The organism is Novosphingobium oxfordense (genome assembly GCF_044029435.1).
In the GTDB taxonomy this organism is placed as follows: domain Bacteria; phylum Pseudomonadota; class Alphaproteobacteria; order Sphingomonadales; family Sphingomonadaceae; genus Novosphingobium.
The window spans coordinates 1189763-1210000 of sequence record NZ_CP147008.1 but is presented as its reverse complement, the minus strand read 5'-3'; the positions used below and the strand labels follow the sequence as shown (position 1 = coordinate 1210000).

Genomic DNA, 20238 nt, shown 5'->3' with positions numbered 1-20238 from the left:
GGCCTATACCCAGATGGCGCTCTACGCCCGGATCAAGAGCGACGGCACCGTCCAGCTCGTCAACCACCTTGGCGTCACGCTGGGCGATGACCCCGAAACCGTGCTCTCCCGCATGGACGCGGGCGCCTTTTCGGAAGGCGACGTGATCGACGATCCCGCCCTGCTCGCCTCCGATCCGCATTATCAGGACCACGTTCGCGAAATCGACGCCGATACCCCCGCACGCTTCAACAACGATCCCCGGCATCATTTCGAAGCTTCTGGCAGCGGTGGCCATGTCGTGGTCTTCGCCGTGCGGCTCGATACTTTCGAGCGGCAGGAGCGCATTGTCGATTTCTACGTGGGAACCAACGATCCAGCCGAACTGACCGCCATCCGCCGGCATATCCTGGGCCATTTCCAGTCGCTGCCGATCCAGGGCGAATATATCCACCGCTCCGCCTTCCGCCTGACCGCGCGCTACGGGAAGGACACCTTCCTCGCCGTGCGCCACCTGGGCGCGAAATATCTGCCGAAACTCTTCGCGCTGAAGGGGCGCTTCGACAGCGTGGCCTCGCGGCTGTCCTGGGCGCCGCGCGACCTGTCCGACCGGGTGATGCAGTTCGCTGCCGACTTGCTGCCGCAGCATCTGCCCGCGCGCATGCGCGATTACGACGCGCGATACGAGCATCACCTGATCCTCAAGATGGGCGGCGCCGGCGTCGATGAGGCTCGCGCGTTCCTGTCGAGCTTCTTCCCCACCGGACGCGGGGATTTTTTCGAATGCACGCCCGATGAGGGCGGACGGGCATTCCTGCACCGGTTCGCAGTCGCCGGCGCCTCGATCCGCTACCGTGCCCTGCACCGCGATACGATCGAGGATTTCGTGGCGCTCGACGTTGCCCATCGCCGCAATGACGCCGACTGGGACGAGAAGCTTCCCGCCGAACTTGCCGACCGGATCGTCGGCGTCAGCTATTGCGGGCACTTCTTCTGCCATGTCTTCCACCGCGACTATCTGCTGAAGAAAGGCCAGGATCCGCTGGCGTTCGAGCACGCTATGCTGGCACTGCTGGACGAGCGTGGCGCCGAATATCCGGCCGAACACAATGTCGGCCATCTCTATCCGGCCAAGCCCGCGCTTGAGCGGCACTATCGGGAACTGGATCCGACCAACAGCCTCAACCCCGGTATCGGCCAGACCTCCAAGAAGGCCAATTGGGCCTGAGCGAAAATCGCATCAACCGCATTATCATCGAAGGAAAGTCCCCGTGAAACTAGCCCGCATCGGCCAGCCCGGCCAGGAACGCCCCGCCATCCTCGACAGCGAGGGAAGGCTGCGCGACCTGTCGGCCCATGTCGCCGACATCGGCCCCGCCACATTGTCCGGCGGTGAACTGGATCGCCTCAAGGCCCTTGATATCGCTTCCCTTCCCATGATCGACGCGCCCGTCCGGTACGGACCGCCCGTCATCCCGACCGGCAAGATCATCTGCATCGGCCTCAACTACACCGACCACGCCGCCGAAGTCGGCCTGCCGGTTCCCACCGAACCCACCGTCTTCATGAAAGGCTGCCGTACCAGCGGCGCCAACGACCCGATCCGCCTGCCGAAAGGCGCCGAAAGGGGAGACTGGGAAGTGGAACTGGCCATCGTCATCGGCAAAGGCGGGCTGTACATCGAGGAAGCGGACGCCCTCGACCACGTTGCCGGCTATTCGCTATTTCACGACGTGTCCGAGCGTTCGTACCAGATGGAACGCGGCGGCCAGTGGACCAAAGGCAAGAGTTTTCCCGGCTTCGCCCCGCTCGGCCCCTGGCTGGTGACCACGGATGAACTGGGCGATGCGGGCGATCTCGGCATCTGGCTCGAAGTCAACGGCGTGCGCCGTCAGGACGGGACCACGCGCAACCTCGTGTTCGGCGTGCGGCAAGTCGTCAGCTATCTCTCGCGCTTCTTCGAACTCGAACCCGGTGACGTCATTGCAACGGGGACGCCCGCCGGAGTGGGCCTCGGCCTCAAGCCGCAGCAGTTCCTCAAGGCGGGAGATGTCGTGAAGCTCGGCATTGATGGACTGGGGGTTCAGGAGCAGCAAATCGTGTCCTGGGAACCATCCATTTCCAGCTGACTGTCCGAACGGCGTGCGTGGGTCGGCACCTGCCGACCTCGCCATGCCTTGCATCAACCGCCAAGCTGATCCCGCTTGCGCGCCAGGTCCGCGACCACGCTGGCGACGAGGCCGCGCAGCCACCGGTGTGCAGGGTCATGCCGGTAACGTACGTGCCAGGCCATCTCGACCGGGAAGGTCCCCAGGTCCACCGGCGCGGGCAGTATTCTGAGTCGGCTATCGTGGCGCAGCCGCTCACAGATCAAGCGCGGCAGCGTGGTGCAGTAGTCGGTCACTGCAATCATCTCGGCCACCGCGAAGAAGTTGGTGACCGAAAGCGCCACCTCGCGTTTCAGGCTCTGCTGGGCGAGCGCCTGGTGCAACCCCGCCCGCAGCCGCCCCGGCGGGATCACGTTGACGTGCTTCAGGCTCTCGAATTGGGTGCGGGTGATCGTATCGCCCACTTCGGGATGCCCTGCGCGCACCACGCATTCGAGGCTCTCGTCCATGAGATGCTGGACCACCAGATTGTCGGGCGGATCGACGATGCGCCCCATCACGAGTGCGGTCGTTCCCGATGTCACCCCGGTTTCGGCAAGATCGTTGCCATAGGGCGTAAGGCGCAGCGTAATGCCCGGCGCCACTTCGGCCAGCCGGGCCACCAGCGCGGGCACGATCACGAACTCGATGTAGCCATTGGGCGCGATCGTGAAGAGGCGATGGGCGCTTGCGGGATCGAATTCCTGCTGCCCAAGCACCGCATCGTCCAGCTTCGCCAGCGCTTCGGCAATCCCCGGCGCCAGTTCGAGCGCGATAGGCGTGGGCTGGATTCCGTAGCGTTCGCGGATGAACAATTGGTCCTGCAGCATCGTCCGCAGCCGGGCGAGCGCGTTGGACATGGCGGGCTGGGTCATGCCCAGCCGTTCCGCCGCGCGCGTGACGCTGCGCTCTTCCATCAGGGCAACGAAGATCGGCAGGAGATTGAGGTCGTAGCGCATGAGATATATTCTCATGGCAATATCTGAAATCCAAGAAATAAAGTTCTTAAATGCCTTGGCCGGATGCATTCTCTGGGCGTTCCGGATCGAAACGGTCCGCTCGATGGAGAAGCAAGATGACAAAGGGTAAAGTGCTCGTGATCGGCTCCAACGCCACCCGCCTCGACGTTCAGGGCGGCACCGTGGAGACCGGCCAGTATCTCAACGAAACCGTCGTACCGGCGATGGCGCTGGCCGAAGCCGGCTACGAAGTCGTGCTGGCGACGCCGCATGGCACCCGTCCGCACATCGATCCGCTGTCCGACACGGCCGACCACTTCGAAAACGAAGCGGCCTACCGCAAGGGGCGCGCCTACTTCGACGGCGATCCGGCGATGAACGCCGTACGCAAGCTGGGCGAAATCGTGGCCGAAGGGCTTGATGACTATGTGGGCTTCTTCGTGCCGGGCGGCCATGCGCCGATCGTCGACCTCATGCAGGACCGCGATCTTGGCGAAATCCTGCGCCATGCCCACGAAGCCGGCAAGCCCACCGCGCTGCTCTGCCACGGGCCGATCGCGGTCGCCGCGGCAATCGGGGATGCCCCTGCCTTCCGCGCGGCCATGGTTGCGGGGCAGACCGGAAAGGCGCAGGAACTGGCGCAGGGCTGGCCCTATGCCGGCTATAGCATGACCGTGTTCTCGCCCGAGGAGGAACGCATCGCCGAAGAGCACCTGCTCCACGCCAAGCTGCATTTCGACATGGCCGATGCGCTTGCGGCGGCCGGTGGCAAGGTGGTGACGAGAGAGAGCGCATTCGCACCCCATGTCGTGGTCGATCGCGAACTCATCACCGGCCAGAACCCAGCCTCCGACCATGCGCTAGCAAGCGCGCTGGTCAAGGCGCTCGACGCGCGCGCCGGCTGAGCCATGCGCACCCGGATGACCGGCGGGGCATTGCGCCAGAGCCCCGCAGGCATCACTATCCTGACAAGGACCAAGCCCATGAACCCAAACGTCAAGATCACTGCCGTGTTGACCGCGCTTCCCGGCAAGGAGGGCGAATTGCGCGCCCTCCTTGCCGGCATGGTCACGGCCAGCCGCGCAGAACCGGGAAACTTGCGCTACGATATCTGGATCGACCAGACGTCCCCGCAGCGCTTCGTGCTCGACGAACTCTACGCCGATGGCGAGGCAGTCGCCGCGCATCGGGCCAGTTCCCATTTCCAGTTCTACCTCGCGGTGATCGGCGAACTGGCCGATCGCAGCGCGCTGACGCTCGATCCGCTGGACGTCGCCTGAATTCCCCTCTCCCCTCAAGAAGGAACCTTTCGATCATGTCACTCAAGGACATCCTGCCGGGCAAGCTCGGCTTCGGTGCGGCACCGCTTGGCAACATGTTCCGTGCGATCCCCGAGGAAGAAGCACTCGCCACCGTCGAGGCGGCGTGGAACGACGGCATCCGCTACTACGACAACGCGCCGCTCTACGGCGCGGGCCTTGCCGAACTGCGCATGGGTGAGGCGCTGGCCAGCAAGCCGCGCGACGAATACGTCATCAGCACCAAGGTCGGCCGCGTGATCCTGGACGAGATCGAGGACGTCTCGTCCCGCGATTTCGGTGAAAAGTCCGGCGTCTTCGCACATGGCCGCGCCAACAAGGTCGTCCACGACTATGGCTACGACGCCACGCTGCGCTCGATCGAAGGCAGCCTGGAACGCCTGCGCACCGATCGCATCGAGATCGCCTTCGTGCATGACCTTGCGCAGGATTTCTGGGGCGACAACTGGATCGCCCGCTTCGAGGAGGCACGCACCGGCGCCTTCCGCGCGCTCGGCCGCCTGCGGGACGAAGGCGTCATTAAGGCCTGGGGGCTGGGCGTCAACAAGGTGGAACCCATCGAACTGCTGCTGGACCTTCAGGAACCGCGCCCCGATGCCTTCCTGCTCGCAGGCCGCTACACGCTGCTGGACCACCGCCGCGCCTTGCAGCGTGTGATGCCGCGCATCGCCGAACTCGGCCTCGGCGTGGTCGTCGGCGGGCCCTACAGCTCGGGCGCGCTCGTGGGTGGGCCGAACTTCGAATATGCACCCGCCACGCCTGAGATCCTGGCGCGCGTCGCCGCGATCAAGGCCATTGCCGAACGGCACGGCGTTTCGATGAAGGCGGCCGGCATCCACTTCTCTCTGGCCAATCCCGCGGTCGCCGCGGTCATTCCCGGCGCCAGCCGGCCCGAACGCATCGCGGAAGACAGCGCGGCCTTCGCCGAAGTCGTGCCTGCCGCGTTCTGGCAGGACCTGAGGGCCGCGGGCCTCGTCGATCCTGCGGCACCGCTGCCGGCGTAACAGGTTCAAGAAGCTGCGGCTCGGAAGCCGGGGCGGCGGGCTCGAAACGGCATCAAGCCGTCTGGAACTGCCGCCCCCTTCCCCGGCTTCTGCAAGCCGCTTGTAGCCGAACTGACCTTGCTGAAGGGCCAGCCATGGCCGGTATCGAAGAAGGGGCGCGGCGATGACCGTTTCCATCCGACAGGCAACGGCCGACGATGCGGACGCCATTGCCGCCATTTACGCGTATCACGTCCTCCATGGCACCGCGACATACGACACGGTGCCGCCGGACGTGGCAGCCACTACGGAGAAAATTCTGACGATCACGGGCCGGAACTGGCCGTTCCTTGCCGCCTGCGACGGGCCAGCCGTCATCGGCTACGCCTATGCGACGCAGTTCCGCGATCGGCCAGCCTATGCGTACGCGTGCGAGAACAGCATCTACATCGCAGACGATCGGCGGGGCGGCGGCGTCGGCAAGCTGCTGCTCCTGGCCTTGCTTCAGGCGGCCGAGGCCAGTGGATTCCGCCGCATGGTCGCCGTTATCGGCGGCGGCGAACCCGCGTCGGTCGCCCTGCACGGCTCCTGCGGTTTCGAGCATGCCGGGCGCCTTGCGGGCATGGGCTGGAAGGCCGGACGGTGGCTGGATACGGTCTACATGCAGATCGCGCTCGGGGACGGCACCGCAACCGCCCCCATCGCTTCCAACGCGGACTGACGGCCACTCTCCGTCCGCGCGGGACAATCGGGCTTCGCGGCGGCGAAACTCGATTTTCCCGGCGTCCTTCCATCACTCTGCGGTGGGAACGCCAGCCGCTCCAGCATGATCCGCATCGTCGCCGGGCGGCGTCACGAACCGGGCAAGGCGCGGAATGACCTTCTTTTCCAATCCGGCGATCAGTTCATAGATCACCGGGACAAGCACCAGCGAAAGCGCCGTGGACGTCAGGATGCCGCCGATGACGGCAATGGCCATCGGCTGGCGCGATTCCGAACCCTCGCTGATCGCCAGCGCCGTCGGCACCATGCCCGCGATCATTGCCACGGACGTCATGATGATCGGCCGCGTTCGCTGCGCGCAGGCTTCCATCAAGGCATCGCGCATCGCCATTCCGGCCCGTTCCGCCTCGATGGCGAATTCGACGAGCAGGATCGAGTTCTTGGCGCAGAGCCCCATGAGCATCAGCAGACCGATCAGTACCGGCATATCGATGGCCAGTCCGCAAAGGCGCAGCGCCGCAAAGGCCCCCAACAGGCTGAGCGGCAGGGCGCCCATGATGACCGCCGGCTTGAAGAAGCCGCGGAACAGCAGCACCAGCACGGTGTATGTCAGGCCAACCCCGGCAAACAGCGCAAGGATGAAGCCCACGAACATTTCCTGCATGATCTGCGTGGTGCCCTGCTGCGCCTCGTGAATGCCGGCGGGCAGCTTCTTCATCGTCGGCAATGTGCGCACGTCACGCATGGCCGATCCGATAGCCTCCCCAACCGCGAGATCCGCCTCCACGCTCACCCGGCGTTCGCGGTTGTAGCGGACGATCTTGCCGGGGCCGGCCTGGAAGTGAATGTCGGCCACGCTTGCCAGCGGCGTGGTGTTCCCGTCCCTGGTGGGAACGCGCAGCTCTGAGATCGCGGACAGATTGTCGCGCATCGATTCCGGCAGCCGCACGCGGATCGGCAGGCGCTGTTCGCCTTCGGAGAACTTGGCGACGCTGGCATCGATATCGCCGATCGTCGCAATGCGCACCGCATTGGCGAGCGTCGCGGTATCGACATTGAGCCGTGCCGCCTCATCGGCACGGGGGGTGATCACCAGTTCCGGCCCGGGCGCCGAAGGGCTGGGCCGGGGATCGGCGATAGAGGGCAGTTTCCGCATGTCGCGCAGCAACTGCATCTGCGTCCGTTCCAGCGCCGGGCCATCGGCACCGGCTATCACGACCGAGACCGCCGCCTGCCCGAAGTTGCCCTGATTGTAGAAACGCGCCTCCGGAATCGCACGGAGCACCGGGCCGATGCGGGACTGGAACTGTTCCGAGGATTCCGATCGGTCATGCCGCAGCAGCACGGTCAGCGTGCCGTCCTTGAGATCGGCTCCGCCGGCCGTCATCCCGCCGCCCGTGGAGCCCACTTGCGCAAAGACATTCTCCACGTCGGGCTCTTTCATCAGCACCCGCGTCGCCTGCTGGACCGCGTGCTCCATGTCGGATCGCGTCGCCCCCGGCGCCCCTTCGACGGCAATGTAGACGTAGTTGCGATCCTGCGTGGCCTGAAAGCCGATCTGGAGCGTCGCCGCGATCGCCAGTGCCAGCACGAAGAACCCGAACCCGGCCAGACCGCAAAGCTTCGGCCGGGCCAGCGCCCAGCCCAGCGCCCGTTCATGCAGCGGATTCAGATGCGCGCCGGGAACGCCGTGGCTGCGCAAGTGATGAGGCTTTAGGAAATAGGCCGCCATCACTGGCGTCAGCAGGCGCGCGACCACCAGCGAGAAGGTGACGGCCGCCGCCACCGTCAGACCGAATTCCTTGAAGAACTGCCCGGCCTGCCCCGGCATCAGCGATACCGGCGCGAAGACGGCGATGATCGTGGCCGTCGTCGCGATCACGGCCAATCCAATCGCGTCGGCACCGATCAGCGCGGCCCGATAAGGACTCTCCCCCTTCTCGATGCGCTTTTCGATGTTTTCGATCTCGACAATGGCGTCGTCGACCAGAATGCCGATCACCAGCGTCAGCGCCAGCAGGGTGATGCCGTTCAGGCTGAACCCCATCGCCGCCATGTAGATGAAGGTCGGCACTAGCGAGAGCGGCATGGCCGTTGCCGCAATCGCGGTGGCCCGCCAATCGCGCAAGAACAGGAAGACGACGACGATCGCCAGGATCACGCCCTCCACCAGCACGTCGATCGTCGCGTGGAAGCTGCGGCGGGTCAGATCGGCAGTGGAGACGGTCTTGTCGAACGTCACGTCCGGATGCGCCTTGGTCAGTTGCGTCAGTGCGCGGTCGACGCCGTCGGCAACGGTAACGTCGCTCGCCTCACTCGTTTTGGAGACCTGCACCGCGACCACCGGCCGACCGTCCAGCCGTGCGAATCCGCGTACCTCGCCCTGCCCGTCGCCCACTTCCGCAATGTCGGAAAGGCGCACGAAACGGCCCTGAACTGGGATCGACAGGTTGCGGATTTGCGCCACGTCCTCGGCCGAGCCGATCACGCGCACGGTCTGCTCCACACTGCCGACATTGGCGCGGCCGCCCGGTGCATCGGTATGGAACGAAGCGAGTGCCGAATTGACCTGCGCGCTGGTGACGCCAAGGCCTGCCATGCGCTCCGGATCGAGGATTACCGTGATCTCCCGCTCGGCACCGCCAATGCGCGAGACCTGCCCCACGCCCTTTTCGGCCTGGAGGACACGCGTCACCTCGTTGTCGATGAACCACGCAAGCTGCGTATCGGTCATGTTCGGTGCAGACACCGCGTAAGTCACGATCGGTGCGCTATCCAGGTCGATGCGCTGCACGGTGGGCGGATCGATCCCGGTCGGCAGTTCGACGCGGGTGCGCTCCACCGTGGTGCGCACGTCATCGGTCGCCTTCTGCAGATCGCTGCCGAGTTCGAATTCCAGCGAAGTGACGGAAGTGCCCAAGGTGACCGTGGAAGAGATGTTCTTGATCCCGGGAACACCGGTCAGCGCATTCTCGATCGGCCGCGTGATCTGGTTTTCCATTTCCGTGGGCGCCGCGCCGCTCTGGGTGACGGTCACGGTCACGATCGGCAGGTTGACGTTGGGGAACTGCTTCACCGGCATCCGCACGTAGGCGATCACGCCGGAGATCGTCAGCAGGATGAAAAGCAGCGAAACCGGGATCGGATTGCGGATCGCCCAGGCAGAAATGCGCAAGTTCACTTGGCTTCTCCGACGATGCGAACCTTGTCGCCATCAAGCGTGAATGCGGCCCCCTTCACGGCGACTTGTGCCCCATCGGCGGGGCCGCTGCGAAGCTCCACGAAGCCATCCGCATGACGCCCGGTCTGGATCGTCCGGCGATGGACGCGCACGTCCTTGTCCAGTTCCATCACGCTGGCGCCATCGGCATCGTAGCGCACCGCCGCCTCCGGCAGCGCGGGGACGGTCACTGGTCGCACGAAGGTGGCCTTGGCAAAACCGCCCTGACGCAGTTCGGCATCGACGGGCAGGGCAATGCGGGCAATCACCAGACCGGTGTTGGTATCCACCCGCTCGCCGATCAGCCGCACCTTGCCGTCCAGCTTTCGGCCTGAGGCAAGCACGACTTGCGCCGGATCGCCCAGCTTGATCGTCGCCGCCTGTACTTCCGGCAATTCGGCATAGAGTTCGAGCAAGCTGTCGCGCGCCATGGTGAACAGGGCGGTGCCGGTGCTGGAGGTCTCGCCCGGCCGCGCGGTGCGTTCGAGGACAAGACCAGCAGCCGGCGCGCGGATCACCATGTGTGCCTGCCGCACCAGCAGATCCTTGAGCTGCGCCTGCGTGGCCGCGCGGGCCGCCGCGCTGTTGCGGGCGGCGAACTTGCGGCTGGCAATCGCCTCGTTCGACAACACGCCCTGATTTTCGAGGCCGTTGACGCGGCCGGCTTCCTGCCGTGCCTGCTCCAGCGCGACGTCCTGCTGCGCCAGCGTCGCGCGAAGCTGCGCGATCTGCGAGACCAGCAGGCTGTCGTCGAGTTCCGCAAGCGGCTGCCCGGCGCGAACCACGGCGCCTTCCTCCACCAGAACGCGGGCGATACGATAGCCGGTGAGGTCGGCGGAAACCGCCATCTCCTCACGCGGGACAAGCCTGCCCGATGCAGTGAGGCCGCCCACCATCTGCTGCATCCGCACGCGTGCAATCGTTACCGCTTGCGGCGGCAGCGGCGTCTTTTCGGCGTCCTGCTGCTTGCAGCCGGCAAGCGGCATCGCCCCCGCAACCGCTGCGATCGCGGCGAGCCTGAAAATCGACGACTTCATTGCTGCGCTCCTTGCGCGTTGATCTGTGAATTGCGCGGCGGCATGTCCTGCGCGGCATCCCAGCCGCCCCCCAGCGCGCGGACGACCGAGACCGTGCCGGTCAGCAGCGCCAACCGCCCCTGATCGCGCGCGGCGCGCGCCTGAAGCCAGGTCTGTTCGCTCTGCAACAGGGTGGTGAGATCGGTAAGGCCCGCGCCATAGCCCCGGATCGCACTGTCGTAGGCCGAGCGGGAACGGCGCTCGGCCGTCTCCAGGTCACCGATCCGCGAGCGATTGGCGTTCAGCCGGACCAGCGCGTTTTCCGCCTCCCCGAAGGCGTTCTGCACGGTCTGCTCGTAAGTGACGACAGCCTGCTGCCCCTGCGCCTCGCTAACGCGCAACTGCGCCATCAGCCGCGGCCGATCGAGCAGCGGAACCGTCAGCCCCGCCGCCAGCGACCAGAGGCCGGTTCCTCCCGCCAGCGCACCGGTCGCTGCCGTAAGGCCGACGCCAGGATTGAGATCGAAGCGCGGGAACAGTGCCAGCCGGTTGATCTTCACGCCCAAGCTCGCCGATTCAACGCCAAGCCCGGCCGACAGGACATCGGGCCGGCGAGCCAACAACAAGCCGGGCGTAACCGGCGGCAAAGCCGGTGCCGGATCGAGCCGCGCCGCGATCAGCAGGTCCTCCGTCGGCGCATTCGGCGTTCCGACCAGGATCAGCAACGACCGCTTGCTGGCCTGAAGTTCGGCTTCAAGTCGGATCGCTTCCGCCTGTGCGGTAGCGAGATCGGATTCCAGCCGATCGGCATCCTGCCCGGAGGTCAGCCCGCGCGCCGCCCCCAGCCTGCCGGTGCCTGCGAGCTTCTGCGATACCGCAAGGCGTTCGCGCGCCGTCGCCAGGTCAATCGCCGCGCTCCGCGCCTGGAACAGCGACGTGGCCACATCCGCCGCCAACGCCAGGCGCGCGCCATGGTAGTCGAGGGTGGATGAGGCATATTGCACATCGGCCTGCTGGCGCGTGGCGGACAGGCGGCCGAACAGGTCGATTTCCCAACTGGGATAGAACGTCGCCTGATAGGTATCGTCGCCCGGAGAATTGGCGCCCTGCCCCCAAAGGCGGCGCGTGCCTTGTTCGGTCGCGGTGGCTGAGAGGCTGCCGGTGGGCAGCGTGCCCGCCTTGGTGGCCGAGCGGCTGGCCCTTGCCTCCGCCAAACGGGCATAGGCCAGCCGCGCGGTCGTGCTGCGCTCCAGCGCGGTGTCGATCAGCCCGGTCAATTGCGCGTCGTTGAACGCCAGCCACCAGCGGTCGAGCGAGAGTTCGGGCAAGGTCGCGCCAGAAGCCCCGACCGAGGCCGCGCCGGCTTCGAACGCCTGCGGCACGGCCACATCGGGGGCGGGAAGCCGCACCTGCGGAGCGCATCCTGCCAGCGCCATTGCAGTGAAGACCATGGCGGACAGGCCCGCCATTTCCCCCCTGAACCATTTGGATTTCATTTCCGGACCTTGCCTTCGAATCTAGAGGCTTCGCGACGTCCCGGTAACAACCCGCCATAAAATACACAATGCTGTTTCTTTAAAGAATGGCGGAAGGCATGGAATGCAGCTAAGGCACTTGCCGGAGACGGACAGCGCATGACCACCAAGACCATCAGCGAGCCACGCACCAAGGGCAGGCCCAGCCTGGAAGAGGCTGCCGAAATCGATCGGGCGATCCGCGAAGCCGCCTTGCAGGAGCTGTTCGAAAAGGGAGAGGCCGCGTCGGTCAACGCCGTGGCGCAGGCCGCCGGATTGTCGCGCAAGACGGTCTACGCCCGCTATTCGAGCAAGTCCGAACTGTTCATTGCCGCCGTCCGGGAAATGCTGATCAACGTCGAATCGATGTCCATCGAAACGACCGGACCGCTGGAGGAACGCATTGTTTCCTATGTCCGAAAAGCCACCGCCATGCTCGGCAGGCCGCACGCGCAGGCGATCCAACGCGCCCTTTCGCTAAACCCGCATATGATGGGGGAACTGCATTCGGAGCTTGTCCGCGCAGCGCGGAAGATCTTCTTCGATCCCATCGTCGGTATCTTGCTTCAGGCGGAACAGGCAGGCGAATTGCAGCCCGGGATCGATTGCCGGCGCGTGGCCAAGCTGATCATGGATGCGACGGTTTTCGCCAGACACTCCCCCTTGCCGGACGACGCATTGCCCGCCGATGCGGAAAAGGATGCCGCGTTGATCGCTCACGTCGTTTGCAGGGGCATTACCGCCGCCGACTAGAGCGTTTTCTGATTAGGTGGAATCACCTGATGACTCGGAAAACGCGGAAAACCAAAAACTTAGATCCGGCTTGGGGAGCCCGCAGGCCTCCAGCAGCCCGGTCAACTGGTCCGATGGCCGGTGCTGTCGCGAATGATCAATTCGACGGGACAGACAATCGTCCTGCTTTCCGGGACTTCTTGCGATACCAGAATGGTTACGGCCTGCGCGGCGATGCTCGAAATCGGCTGGCGGACGGTGGTTATGGCGGGCCAGCAAAGGCGGGCGGCCTCGCTGTCGTCGAAACCCGCAACCGATAGCTGGCTTGGAACGTCGATTCCGAGATCCCTCGCGCCAGAGATCAATCCGGCCGCCAACTCGTCATTGTACGTGAAGATCGCATCGGGACGGGGCGAATGCTGGAGCAGGCTTGCGGCGGCGGCGCGCCCAAGATCCATGCCTCTATGCGATCCCGGGCCCAGCCCGGACCGAAGGTCCTGCATTTCAAGGATCGCGATGTCCGACAGGCTACCACCGCTTTCCAAGATTCCGGCGATGAACGCATCGCGTCGGATCGGGGAGGATGCCTGGTGGGGCAAGCCGGTGACGACCCCGAAGCGGCGATGGCCAAGCGACCAGAAGTGCCGCGCGACGGCGCGCGCGCCGGATGCATGGTCGGAGATGATCGCGGGCGCGCGATCAATCTCCTTGGCCGGCGAAATGCGCACGTAACGCACGCCATCCGCGTCCAGCGCATCGAGCAAGGCAAGGTCGTCGCAAACGGGAGACGGCAGGATCATCCCGTCGCACCCCAGCGACCTCAAACCCCGGCGATAGATTTCCGCGACTTGCGGTGCGTGCATGTCGAATTCTTCGACGACCAGATTGTGGTCGTGCTTGCGGCATGTTCGGATCGCCGAATGGGTCAATTCGCTGAAGAAATGCGACAGGCCTGACGTGGGCGTGAAAAGGGCGATCAGGTTGGACCGGGCCGTGGCAAGCGATCGGGCCGCCAGGTTCGGGCGGTAACCCAGGTCTCGCACCGCCTCTTCGACGCGCTTTCGCGTTTCGGGGCTGACGTGCGCATCGCCGTTCACCACCCGCGACACGGTCTTGCCGGATACACCGACCCGCGCAGCCACGTCATCCAGCGTTACCGGCCGCATCGGCGCCTCCCAAGCATGATGTGATTTCGGCGCTACCGCCGCCCGCGCAATGCTGTCCATAGAAAAAATATCAGGCGGCAATGTATTTTCTACTTCTTTGGTAGACAATGTGTGGCTAGGTCATGTCAGCGCTGACATAAGGCGGTTCATGCACAGCATGCATGGGCCCCATCAGCTTTGCCGACCGGACGAACCGGAGGTTCAGCCTTCCTCAGAGGAGGGCAGCGAATCCGAGATTTCGTCAGAGGGGCAAAGACATGAAATCGACCTTGAGTTCGATTGTGGCATTGAGCGTGGGGAGCCTGGCTGCGGCGCCGGCATTTGCGCAAGTACAGGTAGCCGATAGCGCCGTGCTGGCATCGCCGGGCGCCGCTCCGGCAGGAGAATCCCCAGCCGAAGGCGCGCCTGAAGGAGAGGCCATCGTCGTCACCGGCATACGCGCCGGCCTGGACAGGTCGCTCAGCGTCAAGCGCAATGCCGACAGCGTGGTGGATGCGATCAGCGCCGACGATGTGGGCCATTACCCGGACGTCAACATCGCGGAATCGGTGCAACGCATCAGCGGCGTGCAGATCAACCGCGTGCGGGGCGAAGGGCGCAGCGTCAACATTCGCGGCTTGCCGTCCAATTTCACCCAAACCACGCTCAACGGCCGCGTCCTGCCCAATGCCAGCGGCGATTCCGCCGGCAGCCGCACGTTCGATTTCTCCATCCTTCCGCCCGAGTTCGTTCGAACCCTGTCGGTGTTCAAATCGCCGACCGTCGATTTGGATGAAGGCGGTCTGGCCGGCACGGTGGACGTGCTGACGCCGCGCCCCTTCGACATTGGCAAGCGCGTCTTCTCCGCCGCTGCGCAGGCCGAGTACGAGACCAATTCCGGCAAGGCGTCGCCGCGCTTGTCTGCGTTCTATTCGGATACCTTTGCCGACGACCGGCTCGGCATATCGCTGGGCCTTTCCTATAACCGGCGCCAGCCGCAGACCCAGAGCGCCAGCGTGGGCTACACTACTGCAAAGGAAGGCAGCGGCGTTGCCCCGGGCGATCTCAACGGCGATGGGGTGATCGACAAGAATCTGACCGTCCGCTTCCCCAACCAGGTCAACTACTATCAGTACGACGAGGATAACCAGCGCCTCGCCGGCATCGCCTCGCTGCAGTTCCGCGCATCGGATGCGCTGACCCTGTCGCTCGACGGCTTTTACACGCGCCTCAAGGTGCAGGCGGTCACCAACGAATTCCTCCAGATCTTCGCCAACGCCCGCAACGTGGTCAGCGCGAAGACCGAGGTGATCGACGGCCTCCCAACGGTGACGCAGATGCGCGTGACGGACCTCGACATGCGTGGCGGGGGCCGTTTCGAGGATCGGGTCAGCAACACCTATTCGCTGGTCGGCGGCGCCCACTACGATGCGGACGGTTGGACGGCTTCGCTGGACGGTTCCTATGCATCGTCGAAGCAGCATCTGAACAACCTCAACATCGCCGACATCGCGACGGGTGAGGGAGAGTTCATCTCGAATCCCGGGGATACGCTGTGGTCGACGAACTATTACAACGGCTTCGACACGGCGCGGCTGGATCCGAACAGCTATCGAGTGGCCAGCATCAATGGCTCGTTCGACAGGCACAGCTCGGACCGGCTGTGGGACATCAAGGGCAACGTCCGGCGAGAATTCGGTGACGAAGGACTGACGGCCTTCCAGACCGGCTTTCACTACAGTGACCGGAAGATCTATCAGGACAACAATTCGCTGACGATCCAGGCGGCCGGGGTCTCGAACCTCTATGCCGCGCTCACTGGCTCCCCGCTCGGCGTCGGCCCGATTGCCGGCTCCTACAGCGCGGCGCCCTTCATGCAGCTGATCACGGCAGGCAAGGGCAGTTACCTTGGCAGCTATGGCGGCAGCGCGAACTTCGCCACGAGCTGGCTGGCTTCGGACACCCGGTCCTTCATCTCCAATTTCTCCGATGACGAACTGATCGCAGCCGGCACCTACACGAACGATGCCACCGGCATTACCGACGTTCGGGAACGGACTTTCGCAGGCTATGCGCGCGGCGATTTCGTATTCGGCCAACTGTCGGGCAATGTCGGCTTTCGCGTGGTCCAGACCCGGCAGGCGACTGTCGGCGTCAGCCCGGATCTGACCGCGATCACGGTCGAGCCCGATGCCGGAAACGTGACGCGCGTGCCGGCCTCCGCGCCGATCACGGTAAAGCGCGACTATTGGGATTTCCTGCCCGCGCTGAACCTGAAATGGCAGGCGACCGACGATCTGCTGTTCCGCTTCTCCGCCTCGCGCACGATGACGCGGCCCAATCTCAGCCAGATTTCGCCGACCACGACGGCCAGCGGAACGGCACGCACGATCACACAGAACAACCCCGATCTTGACCCGTTCCGCGCCAACAATCTGGACGCAACGGTGGAATGGTACTTCAGCAAGGACGCGCTGATCGGCAGTTCGCTGTTCTACAAGGACCTGAAGTCGCTGATCCGTAACGAGACCACGGTCCAGGCGGTGCCCGTGACGTTCGTCTATTCGAACGGCACCCGCGTCAGTTCCAACCTGGACTTCACCGTCAGCCGGCTGGTCAATGGTTCGGGGGTCACCGTCAAGGGCTTTGAACTCTATTACCAGCAGGCGTTCCGCTTCCTGCCCGCGCCGCTGGACGGACTCGGCACGGTCCTGAACTACACCTACATCGACAATAGCGACCCGACCCAGCTGACCGGCGCGTCAAAGCACAACTACAACGCGACCGCCTATTACGAGAAGGGCCCGATCGGCATTCGCCTGTCCTATTCCTGGCGCAGCGGGTTCCTTTCCACCGCCGCGGTCGCCCCTGCAATGAGCCAGTATACCCGGTCCTACGGCACGCTGGATGGCAGCATCAATCTGCAACTGAACGATCGCTTTTCGCTGGTGCTGGAAGCGGTCAACATCCTCGATACCGATGAGCGGATCCGTTACACCAACGGGTTGCCGCAGTCCTACCTGGATGCGGGCAAGCGCATCTTCGGCGGCATCCGGTTCGCGATGTGAGCGGGCCGATGCGCGGATCACGCAAGCTGGCGCGCCGTACCTTCCTGCGGGAAGGTGCAGCGACGGCCGCTGCCGTGCTTTCGGCCGCGTCGGGCGCACCGGCGCTTGGCCGGGCGCAGGTTCGGCCCAACATCGTCCTTGTGCTGCTGGACGATTTCGGGATCGGCGATGCGCGGATCTACAATCCGTGGTCGGCGATCCCGACGCCGAACATCGACCGGCTGGCCGCGCAAGGCATGCGCTTTGCCGACATGCACGCCTCCTCTGCCGTCTGCACGCCCAGCCGCTACTCCATCCTGACCGGCCGCTACTGCTGGCGTTCGCGCCTGAAATCGGGCGTGCTGGACGGCAGCGGCACCAACCTGATCGAGAAAGGACGCCTGACCTTGCCGGGCCTTCTGCGAAAGGCAGGGTACCGCACCGCCGGGATCGGCAAATGGCACCTCGGGCTGGGAGCTGGCGAAACCACTGACTACAGCAAGCCGCTGCGTCCCGGACCGATCGACCATGGCTTCGATAGCTATTTCGGCATCCCCTCCTCGCTCGACTTCCCGCCCTACCTCTATTTCGAGAACGACCACGTGGTCGAAGCGCCCAGCGGCCATACCGAAGGCAGCAAGGCGCCGCGCGGCGTCTTCTGGCGCGAAGGAGACATCGCCCCGCGCTTCCGCATGGAAGAGGTGGTGCCCACGCTCACCGCGAAGGCCGTTGACTATGTGAAGGCGGCGAAGAAGGACAAGCCCTTCTTCCTCTACTTCCCGCTGCCATCGCCGCATACGCCCTGGCTGCCGCTGCCTGAATACAAAGGCAAGTCGCATGCCGGCGACTATGGCGACTATGTGGTGGAGACCGATGCGATGATCGGCCGCCTGCTCGACGCGGTCGACGCGCGGCCGGACGGCAAGGACACGATCGTCATCGTCACCAGCGACAATGGGGCCGACTGGAAGCCGGAGGATGCCGCCCGCTTCGCCCATCGCGCCAATGCGGATTGGCGCGGCGAGAAGGCGGACGTCTGGGAAGCGGGCCATCGCATTCCGTTCATCATCCGCTGGCCCGGCCATGTCGCCCCCGGATCGGTGAGCCGGGAAACCGGATCGCTCACCGATATCATGGCGACCATTGCCGGCGCGCTGCACCTGCCCTTGCCCGATGACGCGGCGGAGGACAGCTTCAACCTGCTGCCCGCCTTGCAGCAGACCGGCCATGCGCCGATCCGCCCCAACATCGTCGATCACTCCCTCGATGGGATGTTCACCATCCGTGAGGGAAAATGGAAGCTGGTGCTGGGCCTGGGATCGGGTGGCTTCTCCGCTCCGAAGGCAGTCGAGCCCGCACCGGGCGGCCCAACGGGGCAGTTGTACGATCTGGAAGCCGATCCGCGCGAAGAGCGAAACCTCTACGACGTTCACCCCGAAATCGCGGCGCGTCTCGCGGCCACGCTGGAAATGCTCCAGCGCTCGGGCCGCAGCCGCCCACGTGGGGGCTTCTGACATGAAAAGCCCCTCAACCCTCAAGACACAATCCTCGAGACAAGGAGAGAAGGTATGAAGGGATGGAAGCGCGCAATCCGTGGCGCCGCATGCACCGGGTTGATGGCCGCCAGCGCGCTGACGCCGGTGATGGCCAAAACGCCGGCGGCTTCACCAGTGGCAGCACCGGCAAAATCACCGGCCAACTCTCAGGGCCGGCCCAACATCGTTCTCATCGTATTGGATGACACCGGCTTTTCCGATCTCGGCGCCTTCGGCTCGGAAATTCGCACGCCCCATATCGATGCCCTGGCGCAGAGCGGGTTGCGCTACAACCGGTTCGACAGCAAGGCGATCTGCTCGTCCAGCCGTGCGGCGCTCCTGACCGGACGGAACAACCAGACAGTGGGCATGGAGGATCTGGCGTCCAATGCCGCGCAGCCCGATCCCGCCATCAACCCTTCGCAGCGCGGAGAGCTGCCGCGCAATGCCGAAACCATTGCGCAGGCCTTGCAGGCGTCGGGCTATTCGACCTGGGCCGTCGGCAAATGGCATCTTGCACCCAAATACGATGAGGCGCCGGGGCACGACAAGGGAAGCTGGCCGCTGCAGCGCGGCTTCCAGCATTTCTATGGCTTCCTGAGCGGCTGGACCGATCAGTACAAACCGGATCTGGTGCAGGATAACGCCCATATCCCCACGCCAGCCGCGCCGGGCTATCTGCTCGCCCCCGACCTTGTCGACCACGCGATCGCTGCGTTCGATGCGGACAAGGCGTCCGCCAGCGGCAAGCCCACGTTCGTCTATCTGGCACTGGGCACGGCGCATGCGCCGATCCAGGCGCCGAAATCCTACATCGACGCCTACGGCGATACTTATGCCAAGGGGTGGGACGCGATCCGTGCCGAACGTTTCGCCAGGCAGAAGCAATTGGGCATAATCCCTGCCGACACGGTGCTGCCGCCCATCAATCCGGGCGATCGTCCCTGGTCGTCGCTGAGCGATCAGGAAAAGACCGTGTTCGCCCGCTTCATGGCGACTTATGCCGGGTTCATCACCCATGCGGACGACCAGATCGGCCGGCTGGTCGCGCATCTCAAGCAGACGGGCCAGTACGACAATACTTTGTTCGTCGTCCTGTCGGACAATGGCGCCGCGCCGGAGGCGGGGCAGAACGGCGGGTTCTGGAGGCCCTACGATCCCTCCACCCCGGTCGCGGAGATGGCCCAGAATCTGGACAAGCTGGGCGGTCCGGAAACCCAGTCGCTCTACCAGCGGCCCTGGGCGATGGCAGGCGTGACCCCGTTTCGTCGCTACAAGCTGTGGCCCTACGCAGGCGGGATCCGCACGCCGCTGATCGTCTCCTGGGCGAAGGGCATCAAGGCGCAGGGGGCGGTGCGTGGACAGCATGTCGACGCGGTCGATATCGGCCCGACTCTGCTCGACGTTGCGGGAGCGGGCTTTCATTCCGTTCTCAACGGGGTGCAGCAGCTGCCGGTGGCCGGTCATTCCTTCCGTGCGTCCTTCACCTCTCCGACAGCGGGAGCACGGAACGTGCAGTTCTTCGAATTGCGGGGCAATCGGGCGATCACCGCGGGGGACTGGAAGGCGATCGCAATGCATCGCTATGGCACCAGCTTCGATGAAGATCGCTGGGCCCTCTTCAACGTGGCGAAGGACTTTTCCGAAAGTCAGGACCTGTCGCAGCGCTATCCGGAAAAGCTGAAAGAGATGCAGGCGCTCTGGTGGAGCGAAGCGCGCAAGTACAGCAATCCGGCGCTGGCGGAACCTGCGCCGCAATTGCGCCGCCTGCACCAATTTGATGACGATTTGCCCGCAGGCGCGCCGCCGTCAGCGGTCGATCAGTAACCCACACGGCCAGCCGGGAAACAAATTTCCGGCTGGCCCCGTCTCATCCTTGTTTGATCCTTGCCTCATCGTTCGGGCGCTGGTGCTGGCAC

At 64.8% G+C, this 20238-nt stretch carries 15 protein-coding genes (1 of these 15 running past the window's edge); 10 read left to right on the top strand and 5 right to left on the bottom strand.

Annotated features, from left to right (window positions below; translation table 11 throughout):
• Positions 1 to 1207 carry the 3' portion of a D-lactate dehydrogenase gene (gene dld, locus WBP07_RS28155; RefSeq protein ID WP_395396547.1) on the top strand. Its footprint begins 479 nt before the window's first position, so only the last 1207 of its 1686 coding nucleotides appear in the window; its start codon lies beyond the left edge, outside the window; it ends in the stop codon at positions 1205 to 1207.
• A gap of 43 nt (positions 1208 to 1250) precedes the next feature.
• Positions 1251 to 2108, top strand: coding sequence for a fumarylacetoacetate hydrolase family protein (locus WBP07_RS28150; RefSeq protein WP_395396546.1), 858 nt, complete (start codon positions 1251 to 1253; stop codon positions 2106 to 2108).
• Positions 2109 to 2161: 53 nt separating this feature from the next.
• Here WBP07_RS28150 and WBP07_RS28145 read toward each other — a convergent pair whose 3' ends face one another.
• The gene (locus tag WBP07_RS28145) at positions 2162 to 3100 is read right to left on the bottom strand and encodes a LysR substrate-binding domain-containing protein (RefSeq protein WP_395396545.1); all 939 of its coding nucleotides are present in this window, start codon (positions 3098 to 3100) and stop codon (positions 2162 to 2164) included.
• A gap of 101 nt (positions 3101 to 3201) precedes the next feature.
• On the opposite strand from WBP07_RS28145, the gene WBP07_RS28140 reads away from it, so the two are divergent.
• The 4 genes from WBP07_RS28140 (at position 3202) to WBP07_RS28125 (ending at position 6108) form a co-directional block, all read left to right on the top strand.
• Positions 3202 to 3990: a type 1 glutamine amidotransferase domain-containing protein gene (locus tag WBP07_RS28140; protein WP_395396544.1), complete on the top strand. Its 789-nt coding sequence runs from the start codon at positions 3202 to 3204 to the stop codon at positions 3988 to 3990.
• Between the two features lie 78 nt (positions 3991 to 4068).
• The gene (locus WBP07_RS28135; RefSeq protein WP_395396543.1) at positions 4069 to 4365 is read left to right on the top strand and encodes a putative quinol monooxygenase; all 297 of its coding nucleotides are present in this window, start codon (positions 4069 to 4071) and stop codon (positions 4363 to 4365) included.
• Between the two features lie 35 nt (positions 4366 to 4400).
• Complete coding sequence (locus WBP07_RS28130; RefSeq protein WP_395396542.1) at positions 4401 to 5408, top strand: aldo/keto reductase; 1008 nt, start codon at positions 4401 to 4403, stop codon at positions 5406 to 5408.
• A gap of 163 nt (positions 5409 to 5571) precedes the next feature.
• Positions 5572 to 6108 (top strand): GNAT family N-acetyltransferase, encoded by a 537-nt coding sequence (locus tag WBP07_RS28125; RefSeq protein ID WP_395396541.1) that lies wholly within the window; start codon positions 5572 to 5574, stop codon positions 6106 to 6108.
• Positions 6109 to 6180: 72 nt separating this feature from the next.
• Here WBP07_RS28125 and WBP07_RS28120 read toward each other — a convergent pair whose 3' ends face one another.
• The 3 genes from WBP07_RS28120 to WBP07_RS28110 are packed head-to-tail and all read right to left on the bottom strand — an operon-like array spanning position 6181 to position 11842.
• Positions 6181 to 9291 carry an efflux RND transporter permease subunit gene (locus tag WBP07_RS28120; protein ID WP_395396540.1) on the bottom strand — a complete coding sequence of 1037 codons (3111 nt, stop codon included), beginning with the start codon at positions 9289 to 9291 and terminating at the stop codon, positions 6181 to 6183.
• Positions 9288 to 10367, bottom strand: a complete 1080-nt coding sequence (locus tag WBP07_RS28115) for an efflux RND transporter periplasmic adaptor subunit (RefSeq protein ID WP_395396539.1) — start codon at positions 10365 to 10367, stop codon at positions 9288 to 9290. Before WBP07_RS28115 ends, WBP07_RS28120 begins: the two co-directional genes overlap by 4 nt.
• Positions 10364 to 11842: an efflux transporter outer membrane subunit gene (locus tag WBP07_RS28110; protein WP_395396538.1), complete on the bottom strand. Its 1479-nt coding sequence runs from the start codon at positions 11840 to 11842 to the stop codon at positions 10364 to 10366. Before WBP07_RS28110 ends, WBP07_RS28115 begins: the two co-directional genes overlap by 4 nt.
• A 138-nt stretch (positions 11843 to 11980) precedes the next feature.
• Between WBP07_RS28110 and WBP07_RS28105 the strand changes: the two genes are divergently transcribed.
• Positions 11981 to 12613: a TetR/AcrR family transcriptional regulator gene (locus WBP07_RS28105; RefSeq protein ID WP_395396537.1), complete on the top strand. Its 633-nt coding sequence runs from the start codon at positions 11981 to 11983 to the stop codon at positions 12611 to 12613.
• A gap of 101 nt (positions 12614 to 12714) precedes the next feature.
• On the opposite strand, the gene WBP07_RS28100 is transcribed toward WBP07_RS28105, so the two are convergent.
• The gene (locus tag WBP07_RS28100) at positions 12715 to 13758 is read right to left on the bottom strand and encodes a LacI family DNA-binding transcriptional regulator (RefSeq protein ID WP_395396536.1); all 1044 of its coding nucleotides are present in this window, start codon (positions 13756 to 13758) and stop codon (positions 12715 to 12717) included.
• Between the two features lie 257 nt (positions 13759 to 14015).
• On the opposite strand from WBP07_RS28100, the gene WBP07_RS28095 reads away from it, so the two are divergent.
• From WBP07_RS28095 to WBP07_RS28085, 3 genes are read left to right on the top strand one after another with little or no spacing between them, the layout of a single operon-like run.
• Positions 14016 to 16805, top strand: a complete 2790-nt coding sequence (locus WBP07_RS28095) for a TonB-dependent receptor (RefSeq protein WP_395396535.1) — start codon at positions 14016 to 14018, stop codon at positions 16803 to 16805.
• A gap of 8 nt (positions 16806 to 16813) precedes the next feature.
• Positions 16814 to 18298 carry a sulfatase-like hydrolase/transferase gene (locus WBP07_RS28090; protein ID WP_395396534.1) on the top strand — a complete coding sequence of 495 codons (1485 nt, stop codon included), beginning with the start codon at positions 16814 to 16816 and terminating at the stop codon, positions 18296 to 18298.
• A 54-nt stretch (positions 18299 to 18352) separates the two neighbouring features.
• Positions 18353 to 20146 carry an arylsulfatase gene (locus WBP07_RS28085; RefSeq protein WP_395396533.1) on the top strand — a complete coding sequence of 598 codons (1794 nt, stop codon included), beginning with the start codon at positions 18353 to 18355 and terminating at the stop codon, positions 20144 to 20146.
• Positions 20147 to 20238: the final 92 nt, after the last annotated feature.

Bases quoted from the DNA above. Each gene is read 5' to 3' on its own strand.
- WBP07_RS28090 (WP_395396534.1), top strand. From the start codon at position 16,814: ATGCGCGGATCACGCAAGCTGGCGCGCCGTACCTTCCTGCGGGAAGGT.
- WBP07_RS28115 (WP_395396539.1), bottom strand. From the start codon at position 10,367: ATGAAGTCGTCGATTTTCAGGCTCGCCGCGATCGCAGCGGTTGCGGGG.
- WBP07_RS28125 (WP_395396541.1), top strand. From the start codon at position 5,572: ATGACCGTTTCCATCCGACAGGCAACGGCCGACGATGCGGACGCCATT.
- WBP07_RS28145 (WP_395396545.1), bottom strand. From the start codon at position 3,100: ATGAGAATATATCTCATGCGCTACGACCTCAATCTCCTGCCGATCTTC.
- WBP07_RS28100 (WP_395396536.1), bottom strand. From the start codon at position 13,758: ATGCGGCCGGTAACGCTGGATGACGTGGCTGCGCGGGTCGGTGTATCC.
- WBP07_RS28140 (WP_395396544.1), top strand. From the start codon at position 3,202: ATGACAAAGGGTAAAGTGCTCGTGATCGGCTCCAACGCCACCCGCCTC.
- WBP07_RS28110 (WP_395396538.1), bottom strand. From the start codon at position 11,842: ATGAAATCCAAATGGTTCAGGGGGGAAATGGCGGGCCTGTCCGCCATG.
- WBP07_RS28135 (WP_395396543.1), top strand. From the start codon at position 4,069: ATGAACCCAAACGTCAAGATCACTGCCGTGTTGACCGCGCTTCCCGGC.
- WBP07_RS28095 (WP_395396535.1), top strand. From the start codon at position 14,016: ATGAAATCGACCTTGAGTTCGATTGTGGCATTGAGCGTGGGGAGCCTG.
- WBP07_RS28085 (WP_395396533.1), top strand. From the start codon at position 18,353: ATGAAGGGATGGAAGCGCGCAATCCGTGGCGCCGCATGCACCGGGTTG.
- WBP07_RS28130 (WP_395396542.1), top strand. From the start codon at position 4,401: ATGTCACTCAAGGACATCCTGCCGGGCAAGCTCGGCTTCGGTGCGGCA.
- WBP07_RS28105 (WP_395396537.1), top strand. From the start codon at position 11,981: ATGACCACCAAGACCATCAGCGAGCCACGCACCAAGGGCAGGCCCAGC.